This is a genomic window from Ruegeria sp. CDSA077 (assembly GCF_059612265.1).
In genome coordinates, this window is record NZ_JBXWQG010000006.1 from 106,955 (window position 1) to 130,813 (window position 23,859).

22 protein-coding genes are annotated in these 23,859 nt (G+C 58.8%); 10 read left to right on the forward strand and 12 right to left on the reverse strand.

The window, feature by feature from the left end:
• The first annotated feature begins 81 nt into the window (after positions 1 to 81).
• On the forward strand, positions 82 to 2,535 hold the full coding sequence (locus tag AC2FLE_RS13495; protein WP_496697632.1) for a GcvT family protein: 2,454 nt from the start codon (positions 82 to 84) through the stop codon (positions 2,533 to 2,535).
• Positions 2,536 to 2,677: 142 nt separating this feature from the next.
• Positions 2,678 to 3,580 (forward strand): EamA family transporter RarD, encoded by a 903-nt coding sequence (rarD, locus tag AC2FLE_RS13500; RefSeq protein ID WP_496697633.1) that lies wholly within the window; start codon positions 2,678 to 2,680, stop codon positions 3,578 to 3,580.
• Here rarD and AC2FLE_RS13505 read toward each other — a convergent pair.
• Both AC2FLE_RS13505 and AC2FLE_RS13510 read right to left on the reverse strand, forming a co-directional pair.
• Positions 3,571 to 4,287, reverse strand: coding sequence for an SGNH/GDSL hydrolase family protein (locus AC2FLE_RS13505; RefSeq protein ID WP_496697635.1), 717 nt, complete (start codon positions 4,285 to 4,287; stop codon positions 3,571 to 3,573). The genes rarD and AC2FLE_RS13505 overlap by 10 nt on opposite strands.
• Positions 4,284 to 4,694: a nuclear transport factor 2 family protein gene (locus AC2FLE_RS13510; RefSeq protein WP_142637264.1), complete on the reverse strand. Its 411-nt coding sequence runs from the start codon at positions 4,692 to 4,694 to the stop codon at positions 4,284 to 4,286. The genes AC2FLE_RS13505 and AC2FLE_RS13510 overlap by 4 nt, the downstream gene beginning before the upstream one ends.
• A 60-nt stretch (positions 4,695 to 4,754) precedes the next feature.
• On the opposite strand from AC2FLE_RS13510, the gene AC2FLE_RS13515 reads away from it, so the two are divergent.
• A complete protein-coding gene (locus tag AC2FLE_RS13515) occupies positions 4,755 to 5,438 on the forward strand; it encodes an RluA family pseudouridine synthase (protein WP_496697705.1) in 684 nt (227 codons plus the stop codon).
• 2 nt (positions 5,439 to 5,440) lie between these two features.
• Here the strand turns inward: AC2FLE_RS13515 and AC2FLE_RS13520 are convergent, their stop codons facing one another.
• Positions 5,441 to 5,626, reverse strand: coding sequence for a hypothetical protein (locus AC2FLE_RS13520; protein WP_496697636.1), 186 nt, complete (start codon positions 5,624 to 5,626; stop codon positions 5,441 to 5,443).
• Positions 5,627 to 5,729: 103 nt separating this feature from the next.
• Here AC2FLE_RS13520 and AC2FLE_RS13525 point away from each other — a divergent pair, with 103 nt between their 5' ends.
• From AC2FLE_RS13525 to AC2FLE_RS13540, 4 genes are all read left to right on the forward strand, one after another.
• Positions 5,730 to 6,422, forward strand: a complete 693-nt coding sequence (locus AC2FLE_RS13525; RefSeq protein WP_271949714.1) for a helix-turn-helix transcriptional regulator — start codon at positions 5,730 to 5,732, stop codon at positions 6,420 to 6,422.
• 117 nt (positions 6,423 to 6,539) lie between these two features.
• Positions 6,540 to 7,211 carry a YiaD family glycine zipper/OmpA-like lipoprotein gene (locus tag AC2FLE_RS13530; RefSeq protein ID WP_142637036.1) on the forward strand — a complete coding sequence of 224 codons (672 nt, stop codon included), beginning with the start codon at positions 6,540 to 6,542 and terminating at the stop codon, positions 7,209 to 7,211.
• 115 nt (positions 7,212 to 7,326) lie between these two features.
• Positions 7,327 to 7,869 carry an NADPH-dependent FMN reductase gene (locus AC2FLE_RS13535; protein ID WP_496692496.1) on the forward strand — a complete coding sequence of 181 codons (543 nt, stop codon included), beginning with the start codon at positions 7,327 to 7,329 and terminating at the stop codon, positions 7,867 to 7,869.
• A gap of 49 nt (positions 7,870 to 7,918) precedes the next feature.
• On the forward strand, positions 7,919 to 8,707 hold the full coding sequence (locus tag AC2FLE_RS13540; RefSeq protein WP_496697638.1) for an HTD2 family dehydratase: 789 nt from the start codon (positions 7,919 to 7,921) through the stop codon (positions 8,705 to 8,707).
• Here the strand turns inward: AC2FLE_RS13540 and AC2FLE_RS13545 are convergent.
• Together AC2FLE_RS13545 and AC2FLE_RS13550 are read right to left on the reverse strand one after the other, a co-directional pair.
• Complete coding sequence (locus AC2FLE_RS13545; protein ID WP_496697640.1) at positions 8,699 to 9,178, reverse strand: GNAT family N-acetyltransferase; 480 nt, start codon at positions 9,176 to 9,178, stop codon at positions 8,699 to 8,701. The two genes, AC2FLE_RS13540 and AC2FLE_RS13545, sit on opposite strands and share 9 nt — an antisense overlap.
• Positions 9,175 to 10,215: an NAD(P)/FAD-dependent oxidoreductase gene (locus AC2FLE_RS13550; protein WP_496697641.1), complete on the reverse strand. Its 1,041-nt coding sequence runs from the start codon at positions 10,213 to 10,215 to the stop codon at positions 9,175 to 9,177. Before AC2FLE_RS13550 ends, AC2FLE_RS13545 begins: the two co-directional genes overlap by 4 nt.
• Positions 10,216 to 10,264: 49 nt before the next feature.
• On the opposite strand from AC2FLE_RS13550, the gene mnmC2 reads away from it, so the two are divergent.
• Together mnmC2 and AC2FLE_RS13560 are read left to right on the forward strand one after the other, a co-directional pair.
• Positions 10,265 to 10,930 carry a tRNA (5-methylaminomethyl-2-thiouridine)(34)-methyltransferase MnmC2 gene (gene mnmC2, locus AC2FLE_RS13555; RefSeq protein WP_496697643.1) on the forward strand — a complete coding sequence of 222 codons (666 nt, stop codon included), beginning with the start codon at positions 10,265 to 10,267 and terminating at the stop codon, positions 10,928 to 10,930.
• The gene (locus AC2FLE_RS13560; RefSeq protein WP_496697645.1) at positions 10,927 to 11,796 is read left to right on the forward strand and encodes a DMT family transporter; all 870 of its coding nucleotides are present in this window, start codon (positions 10,927 to 10,929) and stop codon (positions 11,794 to 11,796) included. The genes mnmC2 and AC2FLE_RS13560 overlap by 4 nt, the downstream gene beginning before the upstream one ends.
• Here the strand turns inward: AC2FLE_RS13560 and AC2FLE_RS13565 are convergent.
• Positions 11,770 to 13,734, reverse strand: coding sequence for a lytic transglycosylase domain-containing protein (locus AC2FLE_RS13565; protein WP_496697707.1), 1,965 nt, complete (start codon positions 13,732 to 13,734; stop codon positions 11,770 to 11,772). The genes AC2FLE_RS13560 and AC2FLE_RS13565 overlap by 27 nt on opposite strands.
• Positions 13,735 to 13,867: 133 nt before the next feature.
• On the opposite strand from AC2FLE_RS13565, the gene dapA reads away from it, so the two are divergent.
• Positions 13,868 to 14,740, forward strand: a complete 873-nt coding sequence (gene dapA / locus AC2FLE_RS13570) for a 4-hydroxy-tetrahydrodipicolinate synthase (RefSeq protein WP_496697646.1) — start codon at positions 13,868 to 13,870, stop codon at positions 14,738 to 14,740.
• A gap of 99 nt (positions 14,741 to 14,839) precedes the next feature.
• On the opposite strand, the gene AC2FLE_RS13575 is transcribed toward dapA, so the two are convergent.
• The 6 genes from AC2FLE_RS13575 to pdxR all read right to left on the reverse strand — a co-directional run bounded on the left by AC2FLE_RS13575 (position 14,840) and on the right by pdxR (position 23,743).
• Positions 14,840 to 15,712 (reverse strand): dimethyl sulfoxide reductase anchor subunit family protein, encoded by an 873-nt coding sequence (locus AC2FLE_RS13575; protein WP_496697648.1) that lies wholly within the window; start codon positions 15,710 to 15,712, stop codon positions 14,840 to 14,842.
• Entirely contained in the window at positions 15,712 to 16,461 is a 750-nt protein-coding gene (locus AC2FLE_RS13580) for a 4Fe-4S dicluster domain-containing protein (RefSeq protein ID WP_271949727.1), read from the reverse strand. The genes AC2FLE_RS13575 and AC2FLE_RS13580 overlap by 1 nt, the downstream gene beginning before the upstream one ends.
• A complete protein-coding gene (locus AC2FLE_RS13585) occupies positions 16,458 to 19,271 on the reverse strand; it encodes a molybdopterin oxidoreductase family protein (RefSeq protein WP_496697650.1) in 2,814 nt (937 codons plus the stop codon). Before AC2FLE_RS13585 ends, AC2FLE_RS13580 begins: the two co-directional genes overlap by 4 nt.
• Before the next feature lie 87 nt (positions 19,272 to 19,358).
• Complete coding sequence (gene pta, locus AC2FLE_RS13590) at positions 19,359 to 20,372, reverse strand: phosphate acetyltransferase (RefSeq protein ID WP_496697652.1); 1,014 nt, start codon at positions 20,370 to 20,372, stop codon at positions 19,359 to 19,361.
• A 5-nt stretch (positions 20,373 to 20,377) separates the two neighbouring features.
• Positions 20,378 to 22,156: a sulfoacetaldehyde acetyltransferase gene (xsc, locus tag AC2FLE_RS13595; RefSeq protein WP_142637005.1), complete on the reverse strand. Its 1,779-nt coding sequence runs from the start codon at positions 22,154 to 22,156 to the stop codon at positions 20,378 to 20,380.
• Positions 22,157 to 22,282: 126 nt separating this feature from the next.
• The gene (gene pdxR / locus AC2FLE_RS13600; RefSeq protein ID WP_496697654.1) at positions 22,283 to 23,743 is read right to left on the reverse strand and encodes a MocR-like pyridoxine biosynthesis transcription factor PdxR; all 1,461 of its coding nucleotides are present in this window, start codon (positions 23,741 to 23,743) and stop codon (positions 22,283 to 22,285) included.
• Between the last annotated feature and the right edge of the window lie 116 nt (positions 23,744 to 23,859).

Here is a 23,859-nt window from a genome sequence, read left to right on the forward strand (position 1 = left end):
CATAACATGACGCTTTTGGTGCATTTATTGTCGATCTTCCATGGCAACGTGCCCAAAACCTGATTCAGCGGAGACCTCAGGATGGTTGATCTTCCAAACAAAGCCCGAGTTGTCATCATCGGCGGCGGCGTCATCGGATGCTCGGTCGCCTATCATCTGACCAAGAAAGGTTGGAGTGATGTTGTGCTGCTTGAACGCAAGCAGTTGACCAGCGGCACCACATGGCATGCGGCGGGTCTGATCGCTCAGCTGCGGGCCTCGTCCAACATGACCAAACTGGCGAAATACACGCAGGAGCTTTACGGCGCGCTGGAAGAGGAAACCGGTGTGTCCACTGGGCTTAGGCGCTGTGGATCGATCACCGTGGCGCTGACCGAGGAACGCCGTGAAGAGATCTATCGCCTGGCCGCCATGGCCCGCGCCTTTGGCGTTGAGGTCGAAGAGATTTCCAATGAGCGCGTCAAGGAAATGTATCCGCATCTGAATGTCGAAGACGTCAAGGGCGCGGTCTATCTTCCGCTGGACGGGCAGGGTGACCCGGCCAATATCGCGCTGGCCCTGGCCAAGGGCGCACGGCAACGCGGTGCCATTACCAAGGAACGGGTGAAGGTCACCGACATCACCAAACAGGGCCGTACCGTGACGGGCGTGGACTGGGTTGCCGATGACGGCAGCGCCTCGGGCCATATCGAATGTGATATGGTGGTGAACTGCGCCGGCATGTGGGGGCATGAGGTCGGCCGGATGGCCGGTGTGAACGTCCCGCTGCACGCCTGCGAACATTTCTACATCGTCACCGAAGGCATTGACGGACTTTCGCAACTGCCGGTTCTGCGGGTGCCGGATGAATGCGCCTATTACAAGGAAGATGCGGGCAAAATCCTGCTGGGTGCTTTTGAGCCCAATGCCAAGCCCTGGGGGATGAACGGCATCCCAGAGAGCTTTGAGTTTGACCAGCTGCCTGAGGATTTCGACCATTTCGAGCCTATTCTAGAAGCTGCGTGTAACCGGATGCCGATGTTGGCCGAGGCGGGCATTCATACCTTTTTCAACGGCCCTGAATCCTTTACTCCGGATGACGCTTATCATCTGGGTCTCGCGCCCGAGATGGACAATGTCTGGGTCGCGGCGGGCTTCAACTCGATCGGCATTCAATCTGCGGGCGGTGCGGGCATGGCGCTGGCGGAATGGATGGATAGCGGCGAGAAACCGTTTGATCTGGGCGATGTGGATATCAGCCGGATGCAGCCGTTTCAGGGCAATAAGCAATATCTGTTTGAGCGTTCGAAAGAGACGCTGGGCCTGCTGTACGCCGACCACTACCCCTATCGCCAGAAAGCCACTGCGCGCGGTGTTCGGCGCACCCCGTTCCATCACCAACTGAAAGAGCAGGGCGCGGTGTTTGGTGAACTGGCGGGCTGGGAGCGTGCAAACTGGTACGCAAATCCGGGGCAGGAGCGCGAATACCAGTACAGTTGGAAACGTCAGAATTGGTTCGAGAACTCAGCTGCTGAACACCGCGCGGTGCGCGAGAATGTGGGCATGTACGACATGTCTTCTTTTGGCAAGATTCGCGTTGAAGGACCGGATGCCGAGGCGTTCATGAACTATATCGGGGGCGGCGATTATTCGGTGCCGAACGGCAAGATCGTCTATACCCAGTTCCTGAACCGCACCGGCGGGATCGAGGCGGATGTGACGGTGACCCGTCTGACCGAGACCGCCTATCTGGTCGTGACCCCGGCGGCGACGCGGCTGGCGGATCAGACCTGGATGATGCGCCATTTGGGTAGCTTCAACGTGGTCATAACCGATGTCACCGCTGGCGAAGGCGTTTTGGCCGTGATGGGCCCCAATGCGCGCGCTTTGCTGGAAAAGGTCTCGCCGGCGGATTTCTCGAACGCGACCAACCCCTTTGGCACCGCACAAGAGATTGAGATTGGCATGGGCCTGGCCCGCGCTCATCGGGTGACCTATGTGGGCGAACTGGGATGGGAGATCTACATGTCCGCCGATATGGCGGGCCATGTGTTCGAGACGCTGCATGAGGCCGGTCAGGACATGGACCTGAAACTCTGTGGCATGCACATGATGGACAGTTGCCGGATCGAAAAGGGCTTTCGCCATTTTGGTCATGACATCACGTGCGAGGACAACGTCGTGGATGCCGGGCTTGGTTTTGCGGTCAAGGTGGACAAAGGCTGTGACTTTATCGGGCGCGAGGCAGTGATTGCCCGCAAGGAAAGCGGGCCGAAAAGCCGCCTGGTTCAGTTCCGCCTGACCGACCCGGAACCGCTGTTGTTCCATAATGAACCGATCGTGCGGGACGGGGAATATGTCGGCTATCTCAGCTCGGGCAATTATGGTCATACTTTGGGTGGCGCTATCGGTATGGGCTATGTGCCCTGCGAGGGTGAGAAGGCGGCGGATGTTCTGGGGTCAACCTATGAGATCGACGTGTGCGGCGTGAAGGTAATGGCCGAGGCGTCGTTGAAACCGATGTACGATCCGAAATCCGAACGCGTCAAAGTGTAATCAAATTGTCGGAGCGCTGCGGCGCTCCGGCTTTGTTCTGGTCTCACATATCAAATATCCTGATGGGTTGCTTCACAGTTTTCGCGGTTCCCAAGCATGTCTGGATTACCGTAAAGACGACCGGTACCCCCGGAGACCCGCAATGGCCAACGCAACACCCACACAGAATGCCGATACGCCAAAAGGCCTTGTTCTGGCGGTTACGGCCTATGTTTTGTGGGGCTTCTTGCCCATATACATGAAGGCGATGGCCCATATCGCGCCGGTTGAGGTTGTGGCGCATCGTATCATCTGGTCTGTACCCGTTGCCGGACTATTGCTGATCGCACTGGGGCGGACGCGGGATCTGAAGTCAGCTTTGCGCGATCCCAAGATGCTGGGCATGGCCTGTCTGACGGCTGCATTGATATCGGTGAACTGGGCGATCTATGTCTGGGCCATAGCCAGTGGGCATGCGCTGGACGCAGCGCTGGGCTATTACATAAATCCGCTGTTCAGTATCGCGCTGGGCGCGGTGCTGCTGCGCGAACCTTTGAACCGGACGCAGCTGATTGCTGTTGGGTTGGCCGCAGCCGGGGTGGTGGTTCTTGTTGTAGAGGCCGGAAGCCTGCCTTGGGCGGCGCTGGGGCTTATGTTCAGCTGGGGGTTCTACGCCTTCTTCAAACGCTCACTCCCGATCGGGCCAAATCAGGGGTTCTTGCTGGAAGTGCTGATCCTGCTGATCCCCGCATTGGTTTATGTGACTTGGCTGGGGGTCAACGGGACGGGGCATTTCGGGCTGGTCGCAACCGACACCATGCTGCTGGCCGGGGCAGGGGTGGTGACCGCAGTGCCGTTGCTGATCTATGCCAATGGTGCCAAACTGGTGCGCCTGTCGACGATGGGTATCCTGCAATACATCGCGCCGACCATGATTTTTGTGACTGCCATCGCGGTTTTTGGAGAGCAGATTGACCGTGGCCGCATGATTGCGTTTCCGCTGATCTGGGCCGCACTTGTGGTCTATTCGATCCCGATGATCCGGCAGATACGCGCTCAGGCCTGACGCAACAATTCGGCGGCCTCATGCGCCCAGATCGCATAGGCTTTGGGGCTGGGATGATAGCCGTCCGGTGCGGCCAACGCCGGGTCATCGGGTAAATCAATGGACAGATGGCGGATTTGCGGGAAGCCGGTCGCAATCTGTTGCAGGCCTTGGTCCAGGCGGGCTGCCTGACGCCCCAGCACCCAGGCAAGCGGTTGCGGCAAGGCGGGAAACCGACCCATCTGGGGAACGGCCGTTACAATGACACGCCGGGCTCCAAGCTGGTCGGTGATCAGGTGCATCAGACGGGATTGGTGTTCGACAAACCGCTTTTTAGTGACGCCACGGGTGACGTCATTGACGCCAAGCGCCGTAATGACGGCATCAAATTGATCTGTCAGACCCTCAAGGCGTTTCAGTGTATCCAGCGTTGTATGCCCTGTCGTAGCCTCGAGCCGCCATTCGACACTGTGGCTTTTTGCTAGTTGTGCGACCAACTGCCCGGACAAAGCCTGCGCCTGGGTGCCAGCGCCAACACCTGCTGCCGAGCTGTCGCCTGCGATTAGCAACCGCAAACGCGGGCCGCGCCCTTCACGGCCTTCGCGCGGCCCGGTCGGTTCGGGCAGGAACCGCGCCTTTCGTCGAACTGAAATCCCCTGTGCCGCCAATAGTGGCAACAGCGGTAATCTCAGAAACTGATCAGCTCCGATCCGGGCAGGCTTGGTCAACCCAAAGCGTCCTTGAAATTGATAAAGCGAGGGTCTTTTGCCACGCGTGCCATCATCTCGGTGCGCAGGGCTGCAATGGTTTTAAGTGGGCGCATGACCACTTCGAACTTTTCGATCAAGCCTTCATCATTCAGCCGGATCAAGTCCACACCAACCGCATCCAGATCACCAACCTTGCACTGAAATTCCAGCGCCCAGTCTTTGCCTTCACCCATGATCCGACGATAGCTGAAGTCCGAGAATACCTGCCCCACATGCCCCAGCAGAGCCGCCACGGGTTCGCGCCCGGCCCAAGTGCTGTAGTAGGTCGGTGGCAGAAAACGCACGTCTTCGGCCAGAAACTCGTGAATCAGACTTTCATCGCCTTTTGTGATGACATCTTTTAGTTGTTCGATTGTCGGGTGCATGGTTTCTCCTCCGAGTTGTCGCATGATTTGCTGAACTATTCAGTTCAGGCAAGCACGACGTTGCGGGAGGTTGTCGCTTGCGATAGGCAGACCCGCATGAGCGAGACCTACGATCCCCCGAAAACACCGCTGGATGTGCTGCACGAAGATGCGCATCTGATTGTGGTGAACAAGCCTTCGGGGCTTTTGTCCGTACCGGGTCGCGGAGAGCATCTGGCCGATTGTCTGTTGACCCGTGTGCAGGCGGCGTTCCCGCAGGCCCTGCTTGTGCACCGGTTGGACCGCGACACTTCGGGCGTGATGGTTTTTGCCCAAACCCCTCATGCGCAGCGCAATCTGAGCATGCAGTTCGAACAGCGTCAAACTCGCAAGACTTATATTGCCCGCGTCTGGGGCATAGTAGAGTCAAAGACCGGAACTGTTGATCTGCCGTTGATTGTGGATTGGCCCAACAGGCCGCTGCAAATGGTGTGCCATGAGACCGGCAAACCTGCGGTGACGGATTGGCGCGTGGTCAAATATGAAGGTAACACTACCCGCATACGCCTGTTCCCGAAAAGCGGGCGCTCGCACCAGCTGCGGGTTCACATGCTGGCGCTAGGGCATCCGATTTTGGGTGATCCGTTCTATGCAAAAGGTGAGGCACGGGCCTTCCCGCGCCTCATGCTGCATTCCGAGGAATTGCGGCTGAAAAGCCCCGATAGCGGGACGTCGATGAAGTTTCGCGCCAAGGCCGGGTTCTAGGCTCAGGCGGGATTGGTCCAAAGCAGTTTGAGATTGCCCAGCGAAAACCGTCTGGTGCGTTTCTTTGGGGCGCAAGGCTGGCGGTTGGCCATGATCTCGCGTTCGATTTCAAAGGCGCGCAGGGTATGGTCCTGGGACCAGCGTCCCAGTTGCAGTGTCATCATTACGTGATTGTCGAGGCTGGGCATCAGTAATCTCCTGTGAATTGTTGAACCAGCATCCCACATCACTCCTGACAGCGCGTTGTCAGGGGGGTGTGCTAAGGTGTCAGCAGAGAAACCGGAGTTTGCCATGCGCCGTTCGTCCCGCCTGTTTGAAATCATCCAGATTCTGCGTGCCGCCGACGCTCCGGTTACTGCTGAGATGCTGGCGCAAAAGCTCGAAGTCTCGGTGCGCACGGTGTATCGCGACATCGCGGCACTGCAGGCCCAACGCACACCGATCGAGGGCGAAGCCGGCGTCGGGTATCTGATGCGGCGGGGCTATGACTTGCCACCACTGAACTTCGACGCTGAAGAGGTCGAGGCGCTTTGGGTCGGTCTGTCAATGCTGGCACGGACCGGCGACAGTACCCTGCAGGAAGCCGCCAAACGCATTTGCCGGAAAATAGAAGGCCTGCGCGCAAGTCCCGACTGGTTGCAGGTCGCGCCTTGGGGGGCTCCGGTTGATGATCCGGCCAAGGGCTGTATCCCGGTCGTGAATTACCGCGAAGCCATCCGGGACGAGCGCAAGCTTCGCCTCACATATGTCAGCTCGCAAGACGTTCGCTCCGAACGGGTCGTCCGTCCGGTTGCCCTGATCTATCACATCGAGTGCACGATGCTGGTTGCGTGGTGCGAATTGCGCAACGGTTTTCGCCATTTTCGGACCGATCGCGTCTGGGCCTGCGAAATGGTTGACGATCATTTCTGCGGCCAAGGGCAGCCGCTGCGGGAGATCTGGCAGGAGCAGAACCAATGGGGTTCCCCTGCCGAGGCCCATTGAGCGGCGGGTATTCGCCGATATCACCTGATTGTTGCTTGAGCCTGCGGGGGGGCAGCGCGATATACTGTGCCAAATAATGGGACCCGGCAAACGGGCCTCTGAGCAGAAGGTGATATCATGACGATTTCCAAGCTTGTTGTTTCTGCTGGGCTTTGCTCGGCCTTGTTCTTGGCGGGCTGCACCGACCCCGGAACGCTGAACTTGCCCTCGGACCCCAACCAAAATACCAAACAGGGTGCGCTTTTGGGTGGGTTGGTTGGTGCCGGTGTCGGGGCCATTGCGAACGACTCGGATCCGCTTCTGGGTGCGCTGGCTGGTGGTGCAATCGGTGCAGCAGGTGGCGGCCTTATCGGCAATCAACTGGACCGCCAGGCGGCTGAGTTGCGCCAGCAGCTGGCAAATGACGGCATCACAATCGTCAACGCGGGCGACCGCCTGATTGTTACCGTCCCCAACGACATCACCTTTGACACCGACAGCTCGACCGTGCGGCCTGCATTGCGTTCTGATTTGGTCCGGGTGGGTCAGAATTTGGTGAGATATCCCAACTCGGCCGTTCAGGTCATTGGCCATACGGACAGTGATGGCGAAGCCTCTTATAATCAGGCCCTATCTGAGCGTCGGGCTAGGTCCGTGGCGGATGTTCTGCAAGCCAATGGTGTGAACGGGGCCCGTATCAGCACCATCGGATTGGGTGAGAACCGACCTGCGGCCTCGAATCTCACACCCGAAGGGAAGGCGCGGAATCGTCGGGTTGATATCGAAATCATCCCCAACGGCAACACCTGATGTGACCGGGCACCGTCTAGGTGCCCGTTATTGCACATTGACTGCGCGTCAACTGGGCTTTGGCTGGCGGTGATCAGGGGCTACCTTCTGGAAAACGCCTGAACGGAGTGCTTTTATGTCCGAACCGATCCTTCTGAGCCTGTCAGGTTCACTGCGCCAAAATGCTACCAACCGAAAACTGCTTCGCGAGGCGGCGCGGCTGTTTGAGCCGGGCACTCATATCGAGGCCGATCTGAACTTGCCATTATATGACGGTGATCTTGAAGAAGGCGAAGGGGTTCCCGAGACCGTCCAGATTTTGGCGGATCAGATTGCCCGTGCGGATGCGGTCATCATTTCGACGCCGGAATATAATAAAGCGCCGTCAGGTGTGTTGAAGAATGCGCTGGACTGGGTCAGCCGCACCAAGGACAAGCCTTGGGCGAACAAGCCGGTTGCGGTGATGTCTGCCGCTGCGGGTCGTGCCGGCGGTGAACGTGCACAGATGATACTGCGCAGCTATATGGTTCCGTTCCAGACGCGCATCTTGCAAGGGCCGGAAATTCATCTGGCCGACAGTTCGAACGAATTCGACGCGCAGGGCAAGCTGGTTAACGAACGCTATGAAAACGCCCTTCGGACCTTGATGAAGAACTTGCGGTCAGAGGCCGGTTTCTGAAACTGCCGGTTTGCTTGCCCGTAGGGGGCAGGCCGCCTAATCTTGCGCTATGTCGATGGAAATTCAGACAGATGTGATGGACGCAGCCCGTGCTGGCGCGTTGCAGGTGGCGCTTGGGAAACAGGCAACTGTGAGGGGCGGCACTGCGTTGCCGCCGTTCTTTCATCACCTGTATTTCTGGACTCCGCAGCCACCCGGCCAACTTGGGCGCGACGGACATCCCAAAGTCGGGGGCCTGATCCCCGATATGGGCCTACCCCGCAGAATGTGGGCAGGCGGGCGCTTGGAGTTTTTCGCGCCTCTGATAGCAGGTCAGTTAGCCGAACGGCGATCGCTATGTGAAAGTTCGAGTTCGAAATCGGGACGCACCGGCCCCTTGGGCTTTGTCACGTTGCGCCACGAGGTTTGGCAGGGCGGTGCGCTGCGCCTGACCGAATGGCAGGATCTGGTTTACCGCCAAGACCCCTCGGCCGATACGGCCACCCCTCCGGCACCACTGGCCAGGCAAGATGAAACCGAACATCGCGAGCTGTCCTTCGACAGCACAATGCTGTTTCGCTACTCGGCCCTGACATTTAACGGACACCGCATTCACTATGACATCGACTATGCCCGTGATGTCGAAGGATATGCCGGGCTGGTCGTGCATGGCCCGCTTTTGGCGCAGCACCTGATGTTGTTTGCGGAAGATGTGATGGGCCCATTGGCGCAGTTTTCTTTCCGCGCAACCTCGGCATTGATGCATTTCGAAACTGCGAGCCTGTGCCGGAAGGGCAATACCCTGTGGGTGCGTGCGGCAGACGGGCGCCAATGTATGATTGCCGAAGCCTCAGCCTAAATGTTTCTGCATGGTAATCGAGGTCGCCCGGGTGAACCCGGGATGCTCCGTTTCCGCCGTTTTGACAAAGCCCATCCGGGCAAAGGAGGCATGGTTTTCGAACAATTCGACCCGTGTCTTCAGTTCCAGCGTCGCAAAACCTATTTCAACCGCCCGCGCGGATGCCAGATCGACCAGACGCTGTGCCAGCCCCTGACCACGTCGGGTTTCGTCCACAGCCAGTTTGCTCAGATACAGACTGTCCTGTTTGGGTGTCAGAAAGACGACCGCATCCGGGCGATTGCCTATGATCCAAACCTCGTGGTCGCGGGCCTGTTGCCGAAGCGTTTCCTCGGTCAGGCGATGCATTGACGAGGGCGGGTCTATACGCCCCTCCATGAATGCAAAGCTGTGGCGGATCAGGAGTAACACCTGTGGCAATATCGGATCGTCTGGTTGCAGGCGAACTGGGGTGTCGTCGAGGGAGGTCACAAAGAAGCCTCGGGTTGAAAATCTGCGGGGATTTCATCGCGCCCTTCAAGCACCAGTTCGGCCATGACTTCTGCCACTTTGGGCGCCATGCCAAAGCCGATCTTGAACCCTCCATTGGCGATGAATTCTCCGGCGTGCAGCGGATGTGCACCCAGCATCGGCGCACGGCTTTTGCTGCGGGCTCGGATCCCGGCCCAGCGTTCGATCACTTCGGCACCGTGCAGGACCGGAACCGCCCGCGTGGCCCGATCCAGGACATCATCCAGCGCCGCATCGGTGCTGGTTGGGTCGTCATAGTCCCGTTCCGAGGTCGATCCGATGGCCAATGTGCCATCCGCATGCGGGACAATGTGAACGGCATCTGCAAACAGCTGGGAAACGTCCCCGGCATCGAACCGCAGCAAAGCCGCCTGTCCCTTGACGCCATTGCCGACCGTTTTGCCAAAGGCGTCGTTCAGTTCTAGCAGGCCAGAAAGCCCAGTGGCGTGAATGATCTGCCCTTGATTGGCCGCATCGGTTTTGACCTCAACCCCCATCACCGCCAGCGCCGAAACCAGTGCAGAACATGCCCGCCTTGGGTGCATCCGGGCGCTAAGCGTGTCGTGGATCACAAAGCCAGTGGGGCTGGGAGGGCACCACGACCCGACCTCATCCATTGCAAAAACGCGCCATTCGGCCCGCCCCTGCCAAAGCTCTGCGGCGGTGACCGTACGTGCATGGGCCAGATCCAGCGTGCGGCTATCTGCGATGGGCTGCAGCCTACCCAACCGGGCATATCCGGCTGAGACGCCTCCGGTCACCTCAACCTGTTTCCAGAAGGGTTCGGCCATGATCAGGCTTTCGAATTGAAAAGCTTTCTTGGCATTCCAATTCTCGGGCACATGTGGTGCCAAAGCCCCGACCAAACCGCCGCTGGACCCTGCACCGGGCCCAAAAGGGTCAATGATCTGAACTTTTGCGCCGCGTCTTGCGCAGGCCCAGGCGATCGAAAGGCCAAAAATGCCCGCGCCTCGCACCGTCACATCGACCATTGCCATTCCCCTTTTCCTTGTTCAGTGTCGCGCCGCTTAGCTACAGGATTCCCCGATGGCAGACCAGCGCGCCGAACTGACTTGGAAAGACGGGCAGATACCCGTCTCGGACCGTTTCGACGACCCCTATTTCTCGTTGCAGAACGGGCGGGAGGAGACGCGGCATGTGTTTTTGGCGGGCAATGACCTGCCCGCGCGGTTTGCGCCGGGGTTTCACATTGCCGAGCTTGGGTTTGGCACCGGTCTGAACATGCTGACCGTCTGGTCCGAATGGGAAAAGGCTGGCCAAACGACCCCGCTGACATTCACCAGTTTCGAAGCCTATCCAATGGCACCGGACGACATGGCGCGCGCTCTGGCCGCCTTTCCCGAGCTGTCCCCTTGGGCCGACCGGTTCCTGTCCCAATGGCAGGGCGGTACCTGCGATCTGGGCACCCTGCGGCTTGAGGTTATCGAGGGCGACGCGCGGTCCACCCTGTCCGCATGGTCGGGGCAGGCCGATGCCTGGTTTCTGGACGGGTTCTCTCCGGCCAAGAACCCCGAACTTTGGGGTGCGGACCTGATGCAACAGGTATCCGACCACACGGCGCCCAATGGAACCGCCGCCACCTATACCGCCGCTGGGTTCGTCCGGCGCGGGCTCCAAGACGCGGGGTTCAACGTCACCCGCGCGCCGGGCTATGGGCGCAAGCGTCACATGACGCGGGCGGTCAAGCCATGACCCAACAGAACAACACTCGCGCCGGTATCGCGCTGATGATCGCGGCGACTGTGGTTTTTGCGCTGCAGGACGGTATCTCGCGCCATCTGGCCGGGACTTATAACACCTATATGGTCGTGATGATCCGCTATTGGTTCTTCGCAGCATTTGTCGTCGCTCTGGCGCTGCGTGCACCCGGCGGTATCGCGGCCACGGCCCGCACCAGTCAGCTTGGCCTGCAGATCCTGCGCGGGGTGCTTCTGGCCGGAGAGATTTGCGTCGCGGTCTATGCCTTTACCATCCTGGGCCTGATTGAAAGCCAGGCCGTGTTCATCTGCTACCCGCTGCTGGTGGCGGCACTCAGCGGCCCGGTTTTGGGCGAGAAAGTCGGTTGGCGCCGTTGGTCCGCCATCGGCGTGGGCTGCATCGGCGTGCTGATCATCCTGCAGCCGGGAGTGGGCGTCTTTAACCCTTGGGCGGTGATCCCGCTGATCTCGGCCCTGATGTTTGCCGTCTATGGCCTGCTGACCCGCTATGCGGCGCGGCGCGACACTACCGCCACCAGTTTTTTCTGGACCGGGATCGCCGGGGCGGTTGCCATGACGGCCGTGGGCGTGTGGTTTTGGGAACCTATGCAGGGCGGTGACTGGGTTTGGATGGGCCTACTCTGCCTGACCGGAGTTCTGGGACATTGGTTGTTGATTAAGTGCTACGAAATGGCCGAGGCCAGCGCCGTGCAGCCCTTTGCCTATTTTCACCTGATGTGGAGCGCCATTCTGGGAATCTCGGTCTTTGGTGAAAGCTTGCGACCCGCGGTTGTTGCAGGGGCCACATTGGTTATTGCCGCCGGACTGTTCACTTTATGGCGCGAACGACGCCAGAGTTGACCCGATCAGTTCCTCGGAAAATGGCACCGGCAACGCCTGCTGCCCCAACCGTGCGCGATACACAGGCAGGCTTTCGGCGACGCGCATGACATAGTTGCGGGTCTCGCTGAAGGGTATGAATTCGATCCAGTCGACGATATCGGCCTCACCCCGGCGCGGGTCACCATTGCGTTTCATCCACGAGATCGGCCTGCCCGGCCCGGCATTATACCCCGCAGCCATCATCACCACATTGCCGTTGAATTCTGCTGCCAGCTCGGACAGGTAATTCGCCCCCAGCTTGGCGTTATATCGCCAGTCCGAGGTCAGTTTTCCGGTTTGGTGGCTGCTTAGGATGCCCATATTCCGAGCCACAACTTTCGCCGTTGCGGGCATCACCTGCATAAGCCCGCGCGCGCCCGCGCCGCTGATGACAACCGGGTCAAACTCGCTTTCGCGCCGGGCGATTGCTAGCGTCATTTCCTTTGCCATAGGCAGGCCTAGATCTGCCACCGGATGAACCGGGTAATACGCGGCGGGCAGGACAACGCCGGTGGTCGCGGCGCGCTTGGCGATCATCACCGCCAGATGTGGTTCGTTCAGTTCGATGACCAAATCGCCCAGTTGACTTGCCTGAACGGGGTCGAGCCCCTCAACCAGATGGGTCAGGAACCGCTCGGATAGGTTTGCCTCACCTGCGCGCAACAGCAATAGCCCCGCTTCCAGAACGCTGGAATCGGCAAACTCCGCTTGTTTCCAGTGCGGTGCCCTTCGCGGGTTTGCCAGATCGCTGTCGAAGGGGCGCCCTATCCGTTCGGCGGCAAGAAGCCCGTAGAACGAGGTCTGGTGATCAGCACCCATGGCATAGGCCTCATAAGCCTTTTCCGCATCCCCCTGCGCGGCATAGGCCCGACCTAGCCAATACCCGCCGCGTCCCTTGGAAATCGGTGACTGCACCGCGCCCGAGAAGTTCTGGAAATGCCGCACAGCCGTTGCCGGATCATTCAACCGACGCAGGGCAAGGAATCCGGAAAGCCATTCAAGATCGGCATAAGCATAGCCCATGTCCGGCGTCATATGGTGTCTAGAGGCAATCTTGTATGCGCGGCTCACATCACCGTTGCGCATCTCAAGCCGTGCCAGTCGGCGACGGCCCTCGGCCCATTTGCCTGGCTCGCCCAGAGCATCCGGGCTGGATGACCGCGCCAGCATCAGATCAATCGCACTGTCATCTAGTTCCTTTTTATCTCGCCAGACAAAGCGGTCAAAGGCAAGCCCTGCCGATCCGGCCACGGATTCGGGAACCGCCCCTACTTTGGCATCAACACCCGGCGCACGTTTTTGCAATGCAATCCGTGCCTCGGCCAGCTTGCGCTGATCGTCATTCACCAATGGCAGCATTTGTCCTGCGCTGATCAGATGACCGTCCCACAGCATCCGGTCTAACCGCGCCGCGTGGTGGGGTTTCAGCAATGTCGCGAAGTTCTCGATATAGTCTTTCTGCAGGCCCGATCCCATCGGCATCGTACGCCAGGCGGTGACGATATCCGCCTGCGCATCGCCCTGTCGCCCTTTAGCCTTCAGCGCTACGGCGAAATTCAGCGCCCCTTCCGCTGTTTGCGGGGCAGTGCCGGCGTAGAATTTCAACACCCGGTCCGGGTCAGCTCCGGTAAAGGCGGGTTCGCTTTCGCGCCGTAACCATGCCAGCCCCGGCCAATCCGGCCTGCGGTTCAGAAATACCAGCACATCGCCCGAGCTTCCGAACCCCTCGCGCAGCCAATGCCATACGATGATGTCACGTGACACAGATCCGCGCGGACCTGCCTCTTGCAGCGCGGCGTTCCAATCGCCCTTGCGCATTTCATACATGCCAGCGCGCAGATCGCCCACCGAGTCGGCTTGGGCCGGCCCGAAGGATGCCAGAATCACCGCTGTCAAAAGCGCCAGAACGCGTGTCATGCCTTGCATTTCCCAACCAACCAAGGATAGAGCCATTTAGGATAAACCTTGCGCCGGCGGGATCAACACACATTGCTAGGAATGTGATTGCCCAAGGCGCAAAAATTGCTAACCGCACAGCAAGGAGCGTGTCATGTTCAAAGGCTCGATGCCAGCCCTCGTTACCCCGTTTTCGAATGGCGAGTTGGATCTGGGCACGCTCAAACGTTTGGTGGAATGGCAAATTCAGGAAGGCTCGACCGGTTTGGTGCCGGTGGGGACCACCGGTGAAAGCCCCACCCTCAGCCATGAAGAACACGAAACGGTGGTGGCAGAAGTTGTCAGTGCCGCAGCCGGTCGTGTCCCGGTGATCGCTGGTGCGGGTTCGAACAACACGGTCGAGGCGATCCGATTCGTTCAATTTGCGCAGCAAGTCGGCGCGAATGCCGCTCTAGTGGTGACCCCGTATTACAACAAGCCGACCCAGAAGGGCCTAATTCAGCATTTCCGCACCCTACATGATTGTGCCGATATTCCGATCATCATCTACAACATTCCGGGCCGTTCCGTCATCGACATGACGCCCCAGACGATGGGTGAGCTGGCCGAGTTGCCAAGGATCGTTGGGGTTAAAGACGCAACCGGAGATTTGGGGCGTGTCAGCCAACAGCGCGCCTCCTGCGGGCCTGAGTTCTGCCAACTGTCGGGCGAAGACGCCACGGCGCTGGGTTTCAATGCGCATGGTGGTGTGGGCTGTATCTCGGTCACGGCGAATGTTGCGCCCAAGCTATGTGCCGAATTTCAGCAGGCCACCCTGCAGGGGGATTATGCCAAAGCGCTGACTTATCAGGACCGCCTGATGCCTCTGCATGAGGCGATCTTTATCGAACCCGGTCTGGTCGGGGCCAAATACGCCCTCAGCAAGCTGGGCCTGTGCAGCGAAGAAGTTCGCTCGCCCCTGACCACGCTGGACGACAGCACCAAAACAGCCATCGACGCAGCCATGAACCACGCAGGTCTGCTGTAACCAGGGGTGTTCTTGGCCTCATCCGATCTTCATCTGGCCAAAAATACCTCGGGGGATGAATTGGCCTGTTAGGGCCAAGAAGGGGGCTGTCCCCCTTCTTTACCGTTTGCCGTAATACAGACCCACGACATGCTCGGCCTGCGCAAAGAACAGCCAGCGCGAAACTGCAACGCCTGCCATATGCGACAGCGCAGCCAGAAGAGCGAAGAAGTGGTTGAACGGCAGGATCAGCAGGATGACCGGCAATAGGAAGGCCAGCACAAACGAGATGACCCGCAATTTGTCCGCATGTTTCCTGCCAACCACGTGGACAAATTCGCGCAGAAGATAGTTTGTACCTGTATGTGGAGGCTCAAACGCACGCACTGCCCCGCGCTGCCCCAAACCCGTAGCGGTGCCAAGGTTTGTTCCTGAGTTCGCAAATGCCTTATCCCCTTGCCACCAGTAAAATGTCTGCGCAACGGCAGCGACCACCAACAGAGGAACGGCAAGGCTGACCTGACCGGCCAGAAGCGAGCCACCGGCAAGGCTGAAGCTTAGAAACATGATTGGTGTCAGTTTCATGTTCCAGCGTGGGATTGTCTTGAGCTGGGTGTAGATCATTGAGGTGGTGAAAACTGTTGCCAGCGAAAACAACGCGCCAAGGACGCCCAAAACACCCCAACGCTGACCAAAGATGACAGCGCCCAGCGCGTAGAAGCCCATAAGAATCAAGGCGATCACTGCGCACCAACCCTCACGGCTGAGCCAGCTTGACCGCCATTGGGTGAATGCTTTCCACGCACGTTCAGGATGGCCCAAGTGAAAGGTCGAGGCCATCAGCCCACCCACCGACAGGCCAAAGGCCATGGCATAGAATACGAAGGCCACCCACCCGGTGACATCCGGCATCCCAAGGCCCAGAAAAAACAGTAGCCCAAAGCCCAGACCGGACAAGGTGGTGAAGATAATGACGGATGGGGCCGGATGCATCAGAGCTTCTCCAGTGTCTTGTCGAGCCAACCCAGAAAGCCCTTGGGCTCTTCGGCTACCGGGGCCAGAAGGGGCGCGAGAATGTCGATCTGGTCCTCGATCTGATCTTTAGGGCGAGGTGGCAGGTATTTGTTGACGGGCTTGGTGCCCATTTCAGGCATCAGATCCATGCCACCACGTTCGGCGACCAATTTGCTGACATCGCTATCTGCGTCGCCCAGATCACCGAAATGGCGGGCTCCGGCGGGGCAGGTCCGCACACAGGATGGCACGCGGTCCACTTCGGGTATGTTCTCGTTATAGATGCGATCCACGCAGAGGGTGCATTTCTTCATCACGCCCTCGGCCATATCCATCTCACGCGCGCCGTAAGGGCAGGACCAGGCGCAAAGCCCGCAGCCGATACAGTCGCTTTCATTGACCAATACGATACCGTCCTCGACCCGCTTATAGCTGGCCCCAGTGGGGCAGACGGTGACGCAGGGCGCGTCCTCGCAATGGAGGCAGGATTTGGGGAAGTGGATCAGCTGGGCGTGACCCTGTTCGGGTTGGACCTCGTAGGAATGTACCCGGTTCAGGAAGGTGCCGGACGGGTTGCCGCCATAAGCGTCCTGATCCGACAGGGGCGCCCCGTAGTTTTCGGTGTTCCAGCCTTTGCAGGATATCACACAGGCATGGCAGCCGACACAGGTGTCCAGGTCGATGACCAGACCCATTTTCTTGTCTGTGGATTGGGGGAGCTGGGTCATTTTCCTACCTTCCACGCCAGATCTTTTGGTCCGGTGCCGACCGGTGATTTGATCGGTTTGAATTCGGGCTGGCTTTCTGCATCCGAAGGTGGCGTTGCCTTTTCGATCCTGACCTTCAGGTCGAACCAAGCCGCTTGGCCTGTAATCGGATCAGAATTGGCCCAACGCATTCCATCGCCTTTTGACGGCAGCAGTTCGTGGATCAGGTGGTTCAGCAAAAAGCCTTTGGTGGCCTCTGGTGCGTCTTCCTGCAGGGCCCAAGCACCTTTGCGTTTGCCTATGGCATTCCAAGTCCAGACAGTATTTTCATTCAGCGCGGCCATCTCCATGACCGGAACAGTAATTTCCCCGTGCGGAGACGTGACTTTGGCCCAGTCGCCGTCCTGCATCCCGTGTTCGCGCATCAGTTTGGTTGGCACATAAAGCGGGTTGCGCCCGTGTAGCTGGCGCAGCCAGGCGTTTTGGGTGCCCCATGAGTGATACATCGCCATCGGGCGCTGAGTCAGGGCATTGATGGTGAAACCTTCATTGCCCTGCTGATCGGTTTCGTACCAGATCGGCAGCGGATCCATGGTGTCCTTGAGGCGCTGGCGCAGATTTTCCGGCGGTTGCCGGTCCCCGTGGCCTTCGGCGGCCAGCTGGAACTTGCGCATCGGTTCTGAATAGAGCTGAAACAGATAGGGTTGCGGGCTGTCGTAGATTCCCATGCCCACGGCCCAATCCTGATAGGCAGCGTTCCAGGGTTTGTAGTAATCCGCCCCTTCGGGGATATGCGCGACGTAGAAGCCGCCATTTTCGATGTAGCGATTCAGCTGGTCGGGGTTGACCTCGCCACGACCTTCTTTGTCGCCATTTTCGCCTCGAAACCCGGCCAGCGGGCCGATACCGGGCTTTCGCTGATGGTTAACGATATAGTCAGCGTAGTCTTTCCACTTCGGCGTACCGTCTTCGTTGGTAAAGCCTGGCAAGCTCATGCGGTTGGCCAGTTCCACCAGCACCGACTGAAAGCCTCGCACGTCGCGGTCGGGCTCGATCACCGGCCAGCGGATTGCGTCGGCGGCGGCGTCTGCCTCGCAGATCGGGCGGTCGAGCAGCGAGATACAGTCGTGCCGTTCAAGATAGGTGGTGTCGGGCAGGATCAAGTCGGCATAGGCCACCATTTCCGAGGAATAGGCATCGGAATAAATGATATTGGGGATGACGTATTTGCCGTCTTCGGTCTTTGCGGTCAGCATCTCCATCACACCTTTGGTGTTCATGGAGGAGTTCCACGACATATTCGCCATATACATGAACAGCGTGTCGATCTTGTAGGGATCACCGGCGGCGGCGTTTGAGATTACCATATGCATCAGCCCATGGGCTGACATCGGGTTTTCCCATGTGAATGCTTTGTCGATCCGTTGGGGAGTGCCGCAGTCGTCCAGCAACAGGTCTTCGGGCCCGCGGGGGAAGCCTAGATGCGGGCCTTCCAGGGGTCTGCCGGGGCGGCGGTCGCCATGCGGGGTTGGGTGCGCCTCGACTGGTTTGGGATAGGGCGGTTTGAAGCGGAAACCGCCCGGAACTTCGACCGTGCCGAGGATGATCTGCAGCACGTGCAGCGCGCGGCAGGTCTGGAACCCGTTAGCATGGGCCGAGATGCCACGCATGGCGTGGAAGCTGACCGGGCGACCGATCATCTTAGCATGGGTTTCGCCGCGGAAATCGGTCCATTCCTGATCCAGCTCGATCGCCTCGTCAAAGGCGACGCGGGCGATTTCCGCCGCGATGGCGCGAATGCGACTGGCTGGGATGCCACAGCGGTCAGCCACGGCCTCAGGGGCGTGCTTGTCGCTTAGGTATTTCTCGGCCATCAGGTGGAAAACCGGGCGATGGGTGACGCCGTCCTTTTCGTAAGTAGCCGACAAGTCCGGGCGCACGCCCGGCTTGTCAAACGCAGTGAGTTCGCCTGTGGCCCGGTCGATCACCAGCGGTTTGCCGTCACTATCGCGCAAGAACAGACCCTTCTCGGGGCCTTCGGATGCGTTCACCAGAACAGGCGCGTTAGTATAGCGGCTGAGGTAATCCAGGTCGATCTTGCCGGCCTTCATCAACACATGGATCAGCGATAGAATGAATAACCCATCGGTGCCGGGGGTGATCCCGACCCAGTCATCGGCCACAGCGTTATAGCCTGATCGGATCGGGTTCACACCGATCACCCGTGCGCCGCGTGCCTTGATCTTGCCGATGCCCATCTTGATCGGGTTGCTGTCGTGGTCTTCGGCCACGCCGAACAGCATGAACAACTTGGTGTGGTCCCAGTCGGGCTGGCCAAACTCCCAAAACGCACCGCCCATCGTATAGATGCCGCCTGCTGCCATGTTGACGGAACAGAACCCGCCATGGGCGGCATAGTTTGGGGTTCCAAAATTCTGTGCCCAGAAGCTGGTGAAGCTTTGGCTTTGGTCGCGTCCGGTAAAGAAGGCCAGCTTGTGCGGTGCGGTTTCGTGCAGCTCGTTCATCCAGCCGACGGCGGTGCTGATTGCCTCGTCCCATTCGATCTCGCGGAACTCGCCCGATCCGCGCGGGCCGACACGGCGCAGCGGTTTGCGTAGGCGCGACGGCGCGTTGACCTGCATAATGCCTGCGCTGCCCTTGGCGCACAGAACGCCTTTGTTCACCGGGTGGTCTCGGTTGCCCTCGATATAGGCGACCTTGCCGTCTTTCATGTGAACGTTGATGCCACAGCGACAGGCGCACATGTAACAGGTGGTCTGCCGGATCTCGTCCGAGACTTTGGGCGAGGTGTCAATCACTGGCTGGTTCATAGGCGCCCCTGTAGTTTGCAGACCGGTATTCCCCCGAGCATTGCCGGGAACCGGAATAAAATTTGTTTTTCACGGACTTGTCGAGACTTATATTCCGTTTTCGCCATGTTGCGCTTGAACAGCAGTCACGGCGATCATGTGAAGGATGTCCTCTGCCGTACAGCCGCGCGATAGATCATTTGCCGGCTTGGCCAGGCCTTGTAGGACTGGCCCGATTGCCTCAACCCCTCCGATGCGCTGTGCGATCTTATAGCCCAGATTGCCCGCATTCAGGCTGGGGAAGACAAAGACATTCGCTTCGCCCTTCAGTGGCGAATCCGTCGCCTTTTGTGCCGCAACCTCGGGGACAAAGGCGGCATCGAACTGCAGCTCTCCGTCGATCAGAAGGTTCGGATCTTTTTCGCGTGCGATCCGGGTTGCCTCGACGACCTTGGATACTTTTGGGTGTTCGGCGCTTCCCGAGGTGGAAAAAGACAGCATTGCCACACGCGCCGTGTTTCCAGTCAAAGCTGAATAGGATGCGGCCGATGCGCGGGCAATTTCCGCCATTTCTTCGGCGTTTGGATCCACCACCAGGCCACAATCGGCAAAGATGCGCGCGCCTTTGACCTCGTGATGATCCTGGCAGAACAGCATGAGAAAAAAACTGGATACCATTGTTGTACCCGGCGCTGTTCCGATGATCTGCAACGCCGCGCGAACTGTCTCAGAGGTGGTTTCAACCGCTCCGCCCACGGTGCCATCAGCGATACCCTGATGCACCAGCATGGCGGCAAAGGTCAGCCTGTTGGTGATCTGTTGCCCTGCCTCTTCAAGGGTCATGCCCTTGTGCTTGCGGCGATTAAAGAGCGCTTCAGCCAGTTCCGAGGAGATTGAGGAATGCGCCGGGTCAAGAATGTCTATCCGAGTGGGATCAAATCCTTCATGCGCATCCAGAAGGGCCGAAATTTTGGCCCCGTCGCCGATCAGGATGATCCGTGCAACGTCCTCTTTTACGGCCCTGACCGCACCTTCCACAACGCGGGGATCATCGCCCTCTGACAGGGCGATGATCTTGTCCGACGCGCTGGCCGTCCCGAGAATGGCGCGCAGCGGTTTCACGCGGATTATACCCCGGCCTGCGGTTCCATGTCGTCATTGCTGATGCCTGCCACCGCGACCGGTTTCTTCATTGCGTCCCGACGGAAGGGCTCGCCCAGTTCCTGGTTGATCATGGCTTCGATCAGCGTGGTGATCCCATTCTTCTGATCCTCAATGGCCTGATTCAGGGCTGCAGTCAGCTCATCCTGTGTGCGGGCCACGACACCTTTCAGGCCACAGGCCTGAGCGATACCGGCATAGGACACTTTGGTGTCCAGTTCGGTTCCGACAAAGTTGTCGTCGAACCACAGGGTCGAGTTGCGCTTTTCAGCACCCCACTGATAGTTGCGGAAAACGATCTGGGTGACTGCGGGCCATTCATCGCGGCCGATTGCGGTCAGTTCGGTTACAGCAATACCAAAGGCGCCGTCACCCGAGAATCCAACGACAGGCACATCCGGGCAACCGATCTTGGCACCCATGACAGATGGCAATCCGTATCCACAGGGGCCGAACAGCCCGGGGGCCAGATATTTGCGGCCCGCTTCAAAGGATGGGTAGGCGTTGCCGATGGCACAGTTATTGCCGATGTCGGACGAGATGATCGCCTCTTTCGGCAGGGCTGCCTGAATGGCGCGCCACGCCATGCGCGGGCTCATCCAGTCGGGCTTGGCTGCACGGGCGCGTTCGTTCCAGGTTGTGCCCGGATCGTCCTGCTCGTGGTCCATCGAAGTCAATTCCTGCGCCCAGCGTGACTTGGTTTCCGCGATTTTCGCTTTGCGTGCATCGCGTCCTTCGTCACCTGCGGTGTCTGACAGCTGTGCCAGGATATTGGTTGCAACGGTGGCTGCGTCGCCAACAATACCGACAGATACCTTCTTGGTCAGGCCAATGCGGTCGGGGTTAATGTCAACCTGAATGATCTTTGCATTCGCCGGCCAGTATTCCATACCATAGCCAGGAAGAGTCGAGAACGGGTTCAGGCGAGTGCCGAGACACAGAACCACGTCTGCTTCTTTTATCAGCTCCATACCGGCTTTCGAGCCATTGTAACCCAACGGGCCAGCAAACAGCGGGTGCGAGCCCGGGAAGGCGTCATTGTGCTGGTAGCCAACACAAACCGGGGCGTCCAGACGCTCGGCCAGTGCTTTCGAGGCTTCGATGCCGCCCGCAGACAGAACCGTGCCCGCTCCGTTCAGGATGACAGGGTTCTTGGCATCCGACAGCAGCGCGGCGGCTTCGGTAACGGCTGATGCGCCGCCAGAAGGCAGTTCAAATTCAACTACGGCAGGCAGTTCGATATCCACAACCTGAGTGAAGAAATCACGTGGAACATTGATCTGTGCCGGTGCCGAGGCGCGCTTGGCTTTGGTGATAACGCGACTCAGAACTTCGGCCATCCGCGAAGGGTCGCGTACTTCTTCCTGGTAGCAGACGCAGTCTGCAAACATGCGCATCTGTTCCATCTCCTGGAAACCGCCCTGACCCATGGTCTTGTTTGCGGCCTGCGGGGTCACAAGCAGCAGCGGGGTGTGGTTCCAGTAGGCGGTTTTGACGGCAGTAACAAAGTTGGTGATCCCGGGTCCGTTCTGCGCGATCATCATCGACATTTTACCGGTGGCGCGTGTGTACCCGTCAGCCATCATCCCGCCCGAGCCTTCATGTGCGCAATCCCAGAACGTAATGCCAGCTTTTCCAAAAATATCCGAGATCGGCATCATCGCCGAACCGATGATCCCAAACGCATGCTCGATCCCGTGCATCTGCAGAACTTTAACAAAGGCCTCTTCGGTGGTCATTTTCATCTGATTTGTCTCCGCGGATTTGTGGATGAAGCCGGACGATCAGCCCAGCCTTTGGGTACGGTTGTGGCCCAAGGGACGGAATGGCGTTAGGTCCAAAACGAAATGCGGATTAGGTCCAGACGCGGGCTACTGCGTTTGGATGGCATCCGCGATCAGCTTCACGCCCGGAGCGATGCGGTCGGGCGCGATGGATGAGTATCCGAGCCGGTAGAAGTTCTGTGGCCTATCCGGCCCTGCGAAAAACGGTGCACCAGGCTCGATGTGAACGCTTTGGTTTTGCAGGCTGCGCGCCAGCTGGGACATGTCGACATGTTCGGGAGCGGACATCCACATCGAAGATCCGCCCATCACACCGCGCCCCGCCACCGACAGCCCGTATTCGTCGATAGCCTTGTCCATTGCATCCCGCCGCTTGGACAGCTCTTTGGACATGCGCCTGATCTGAGCATCGTAATGACCCAGAGACAGAAAATACGCTGCAGTGCGCTGAATGTGGCCCGGCGGGTGGCGCAGCACCAAAGAGCGCAGCGCGCGCGCCTCGCGGATAAATGGCTCGGATCCAACCATGTAACCAAGGCGCAATCCAGGGAACAGCGATTTTGAGAAGCTGCCCACATAGATGACACGTCCATCCCGGTCCATGGACTTCAGCGCGGGTGAGGGCGCCCCCAGAAACGCCATTTCGAATTCATAGTCATCCTCGACCACCATTGCGTCCAGATCCCGGGCACGATCCAAAAGTTGGCGGCGACGGGTGATCGGCATGGTTGCGGTTGTCGGACTCTGATGGCTGGGTGTGGTGAAAATGACATCCGTTTTATCGGGCAGCGCCTCGGGTGGCAGGCCATCCTTGTCCACGCCAATGGGTACGACCGCGCAGTCCCAATGGTTCAACAGGCTGCGCAGCGCATAGTAACAGGGGTCTTCGATGACGGCGGTGTGATTGTGAGTCAGCAGAATGCGCGACGCCAGCCAAAGTGCGTTCTGCGCCCCCAGTGTGATCAATATTTCTTCGGGGCGGGCCGAGATTCCACGGCGGGGCAGAGTGTGGCGGGCGATGAACTCGATCAGCAACGGATCGTCCTGATCGACATAGTCGCGGGTCAGCGATTCGAAATCCTTGTGCCCCAATGCCCGCACTGCACATAGCCGCCAGTTGGCATGATCGAACAGGGTTCGGTCCGCCTGACCATAGATAAAAGGATAGGTATAGTCCCGCCAATTCCAGGGCTTGGGCAACACATCTGAATCTACAAACCGGCGGGCCAGCGCCTTGTCCCAATCCACGGTCTCAGTGCCCCGTTGGATGGGCGTGTATTTAGGCGGTACTGGCGCATTTTCCGACACATAGTACCCAGATCGGCCCCGGGCGGTCAGGTAGTCATTGGCCAACAGCTCGGTATAAGCCAATGTCACGGTGATCCGGCTGACACCCAGATGCGTGGCCAGTTTACGCGACGAGGGCAGTTTTTCTCCGACATGGAACCGGCCTGACAGGATGCCTTCTGCAATCATCTGCTGAATCTGGGCCTGCAAGGTGCCTTGCCCATTCAGCTCTAGAAAGAAGGTATCTACTGAAATCCCCATAAGACCTTATAGAGTGGCCTTATTGATTGAGCAATCTGGACTCACGATCTTTTCACGAATTCTGACCAGAAATTGTTGACGGCAGCTTTCGATATATCTATATAACTAGAAATCTA

Coding starts and splice junctions, on each gene's coding strand:
- AC2FLE_RS13495 (WP_496697632.1), top strand. CDS start 82: ATGGTTGATCTTCCAAACAAAGCCCGAGTTGTCATCATCGGCGGCGGC.
- rarD (WP_496697633.1), top strand. CDS start 2,678: ATGGCCAACGCAACACCCACACAGAATGCCGATACGCCAAAAGGCCTT.
- AC2FLE_RS13510 (WP_142637264.1), bottom strand. CDS start 4,694: ATGCACCCGACAATCGAACAACTAAAAGATGTCATCACAAAAGGCGAT.
- AC2FLE_RS13520 (WP_496697636.1), bottom strand. CDS start 5,626: ATGCCCAGCCTCGACAATCACGTAATGATGACACTGCAACTGGGACGC.
- AC2FLE_RS13525 (WP_271949714.1), top strand. CDS start 5,730: ATGCGCCGTTCGTCCCGCCTGTTTGAAATCATCCAGATTCTGCGTGCC.
- AC2FLE_RS13530 (WP_142637036.1), top strand. CDS start 6,540: ATGACGATTTCCAAGCTTGTTGTTTCTGCTGGGCTTTGCTCGGCCTTG.
- AC2FLE_RS13535 (WP_496692496.1), top strand. CDS start 7,327: ATGTCCGAACCGATCCTTCTGAGCCTGTCAGGTTCACTGCGCCAAAAT.
- AC2FLE_RS13540 (WP_496697638.1), top strand. CDS start 7,919: ATGTCGATGGAAATTCAGACAGATGTGATGGACGCAGCCCGTGCTGGC.
- AC2FLE_RS13550 (WP_496697641.1), bottom strand. CDS start 10,215: ATGGCAATGGTCGATGTGACGGTGCGAGGCGCGGGCATTTTTGGCCTT.
- mnmC2 (WP_496697643.1), top strand. CDS start 10,265: ATGGCAGACCAGCGCGCCGAACTGACTTGGAAAGACGGGCAGATACCC.
- AC2FLE_RS13560 (WP_496697645.1), top strand. CDS start 10,927: ATGACCCAACAGAACAACACTCGCGCCGGTATCGCGCTGATGATCGCG.
- AC2FLE_RS13565 (WP_496697707.1), bottom strand. CDS start 13,734: ATGACACGCGTTCTGGCGCTTTTGACAGCGGTGATTCTGGCATCCTTC.
- dapA (WP_496697646.1), top strand. CDS start 13,868: ATGTTCAAAGGCTCGATGCCAGCCCTCGTTACCCCGTTTTCGAATGGC.
- AC2FLE_RS13575 (WP_496697648.1), bottom strand. CDS start 15,712: ATGCATCCGGCCCCATCCGTCATTATCTTCACCACCTTGTCCGGTCTG.
- AC2FLE_RS13580 (WP_271949727.1), bottom strand. CDS start 16,461: ATGACCCAGCTCCCCCAATCCACAGACAAGAAAATGGGTCTGGTCATC.
- AC2FLE_RS13585 (WP_496697650.1), bottom strand. CDS start 19,271: ATGAACCAGCCAGTGATTGACACCTCGCCCAAAGTCTCGGACGAGATC.
- xsc (WP_142637005.1), bottom strand. CDS start 22,156: ATGAAAATGACCACCGAAGAGGCCTTTGTTAAAGTTCTGCAGATGCAC.
- pdxR (WP_496697654.1), bottom strand. CDS start 23,743: ATGGGGATTTCAGTAGATACCTTCTTTCTAGAGCTGAATGGGCAAGGC.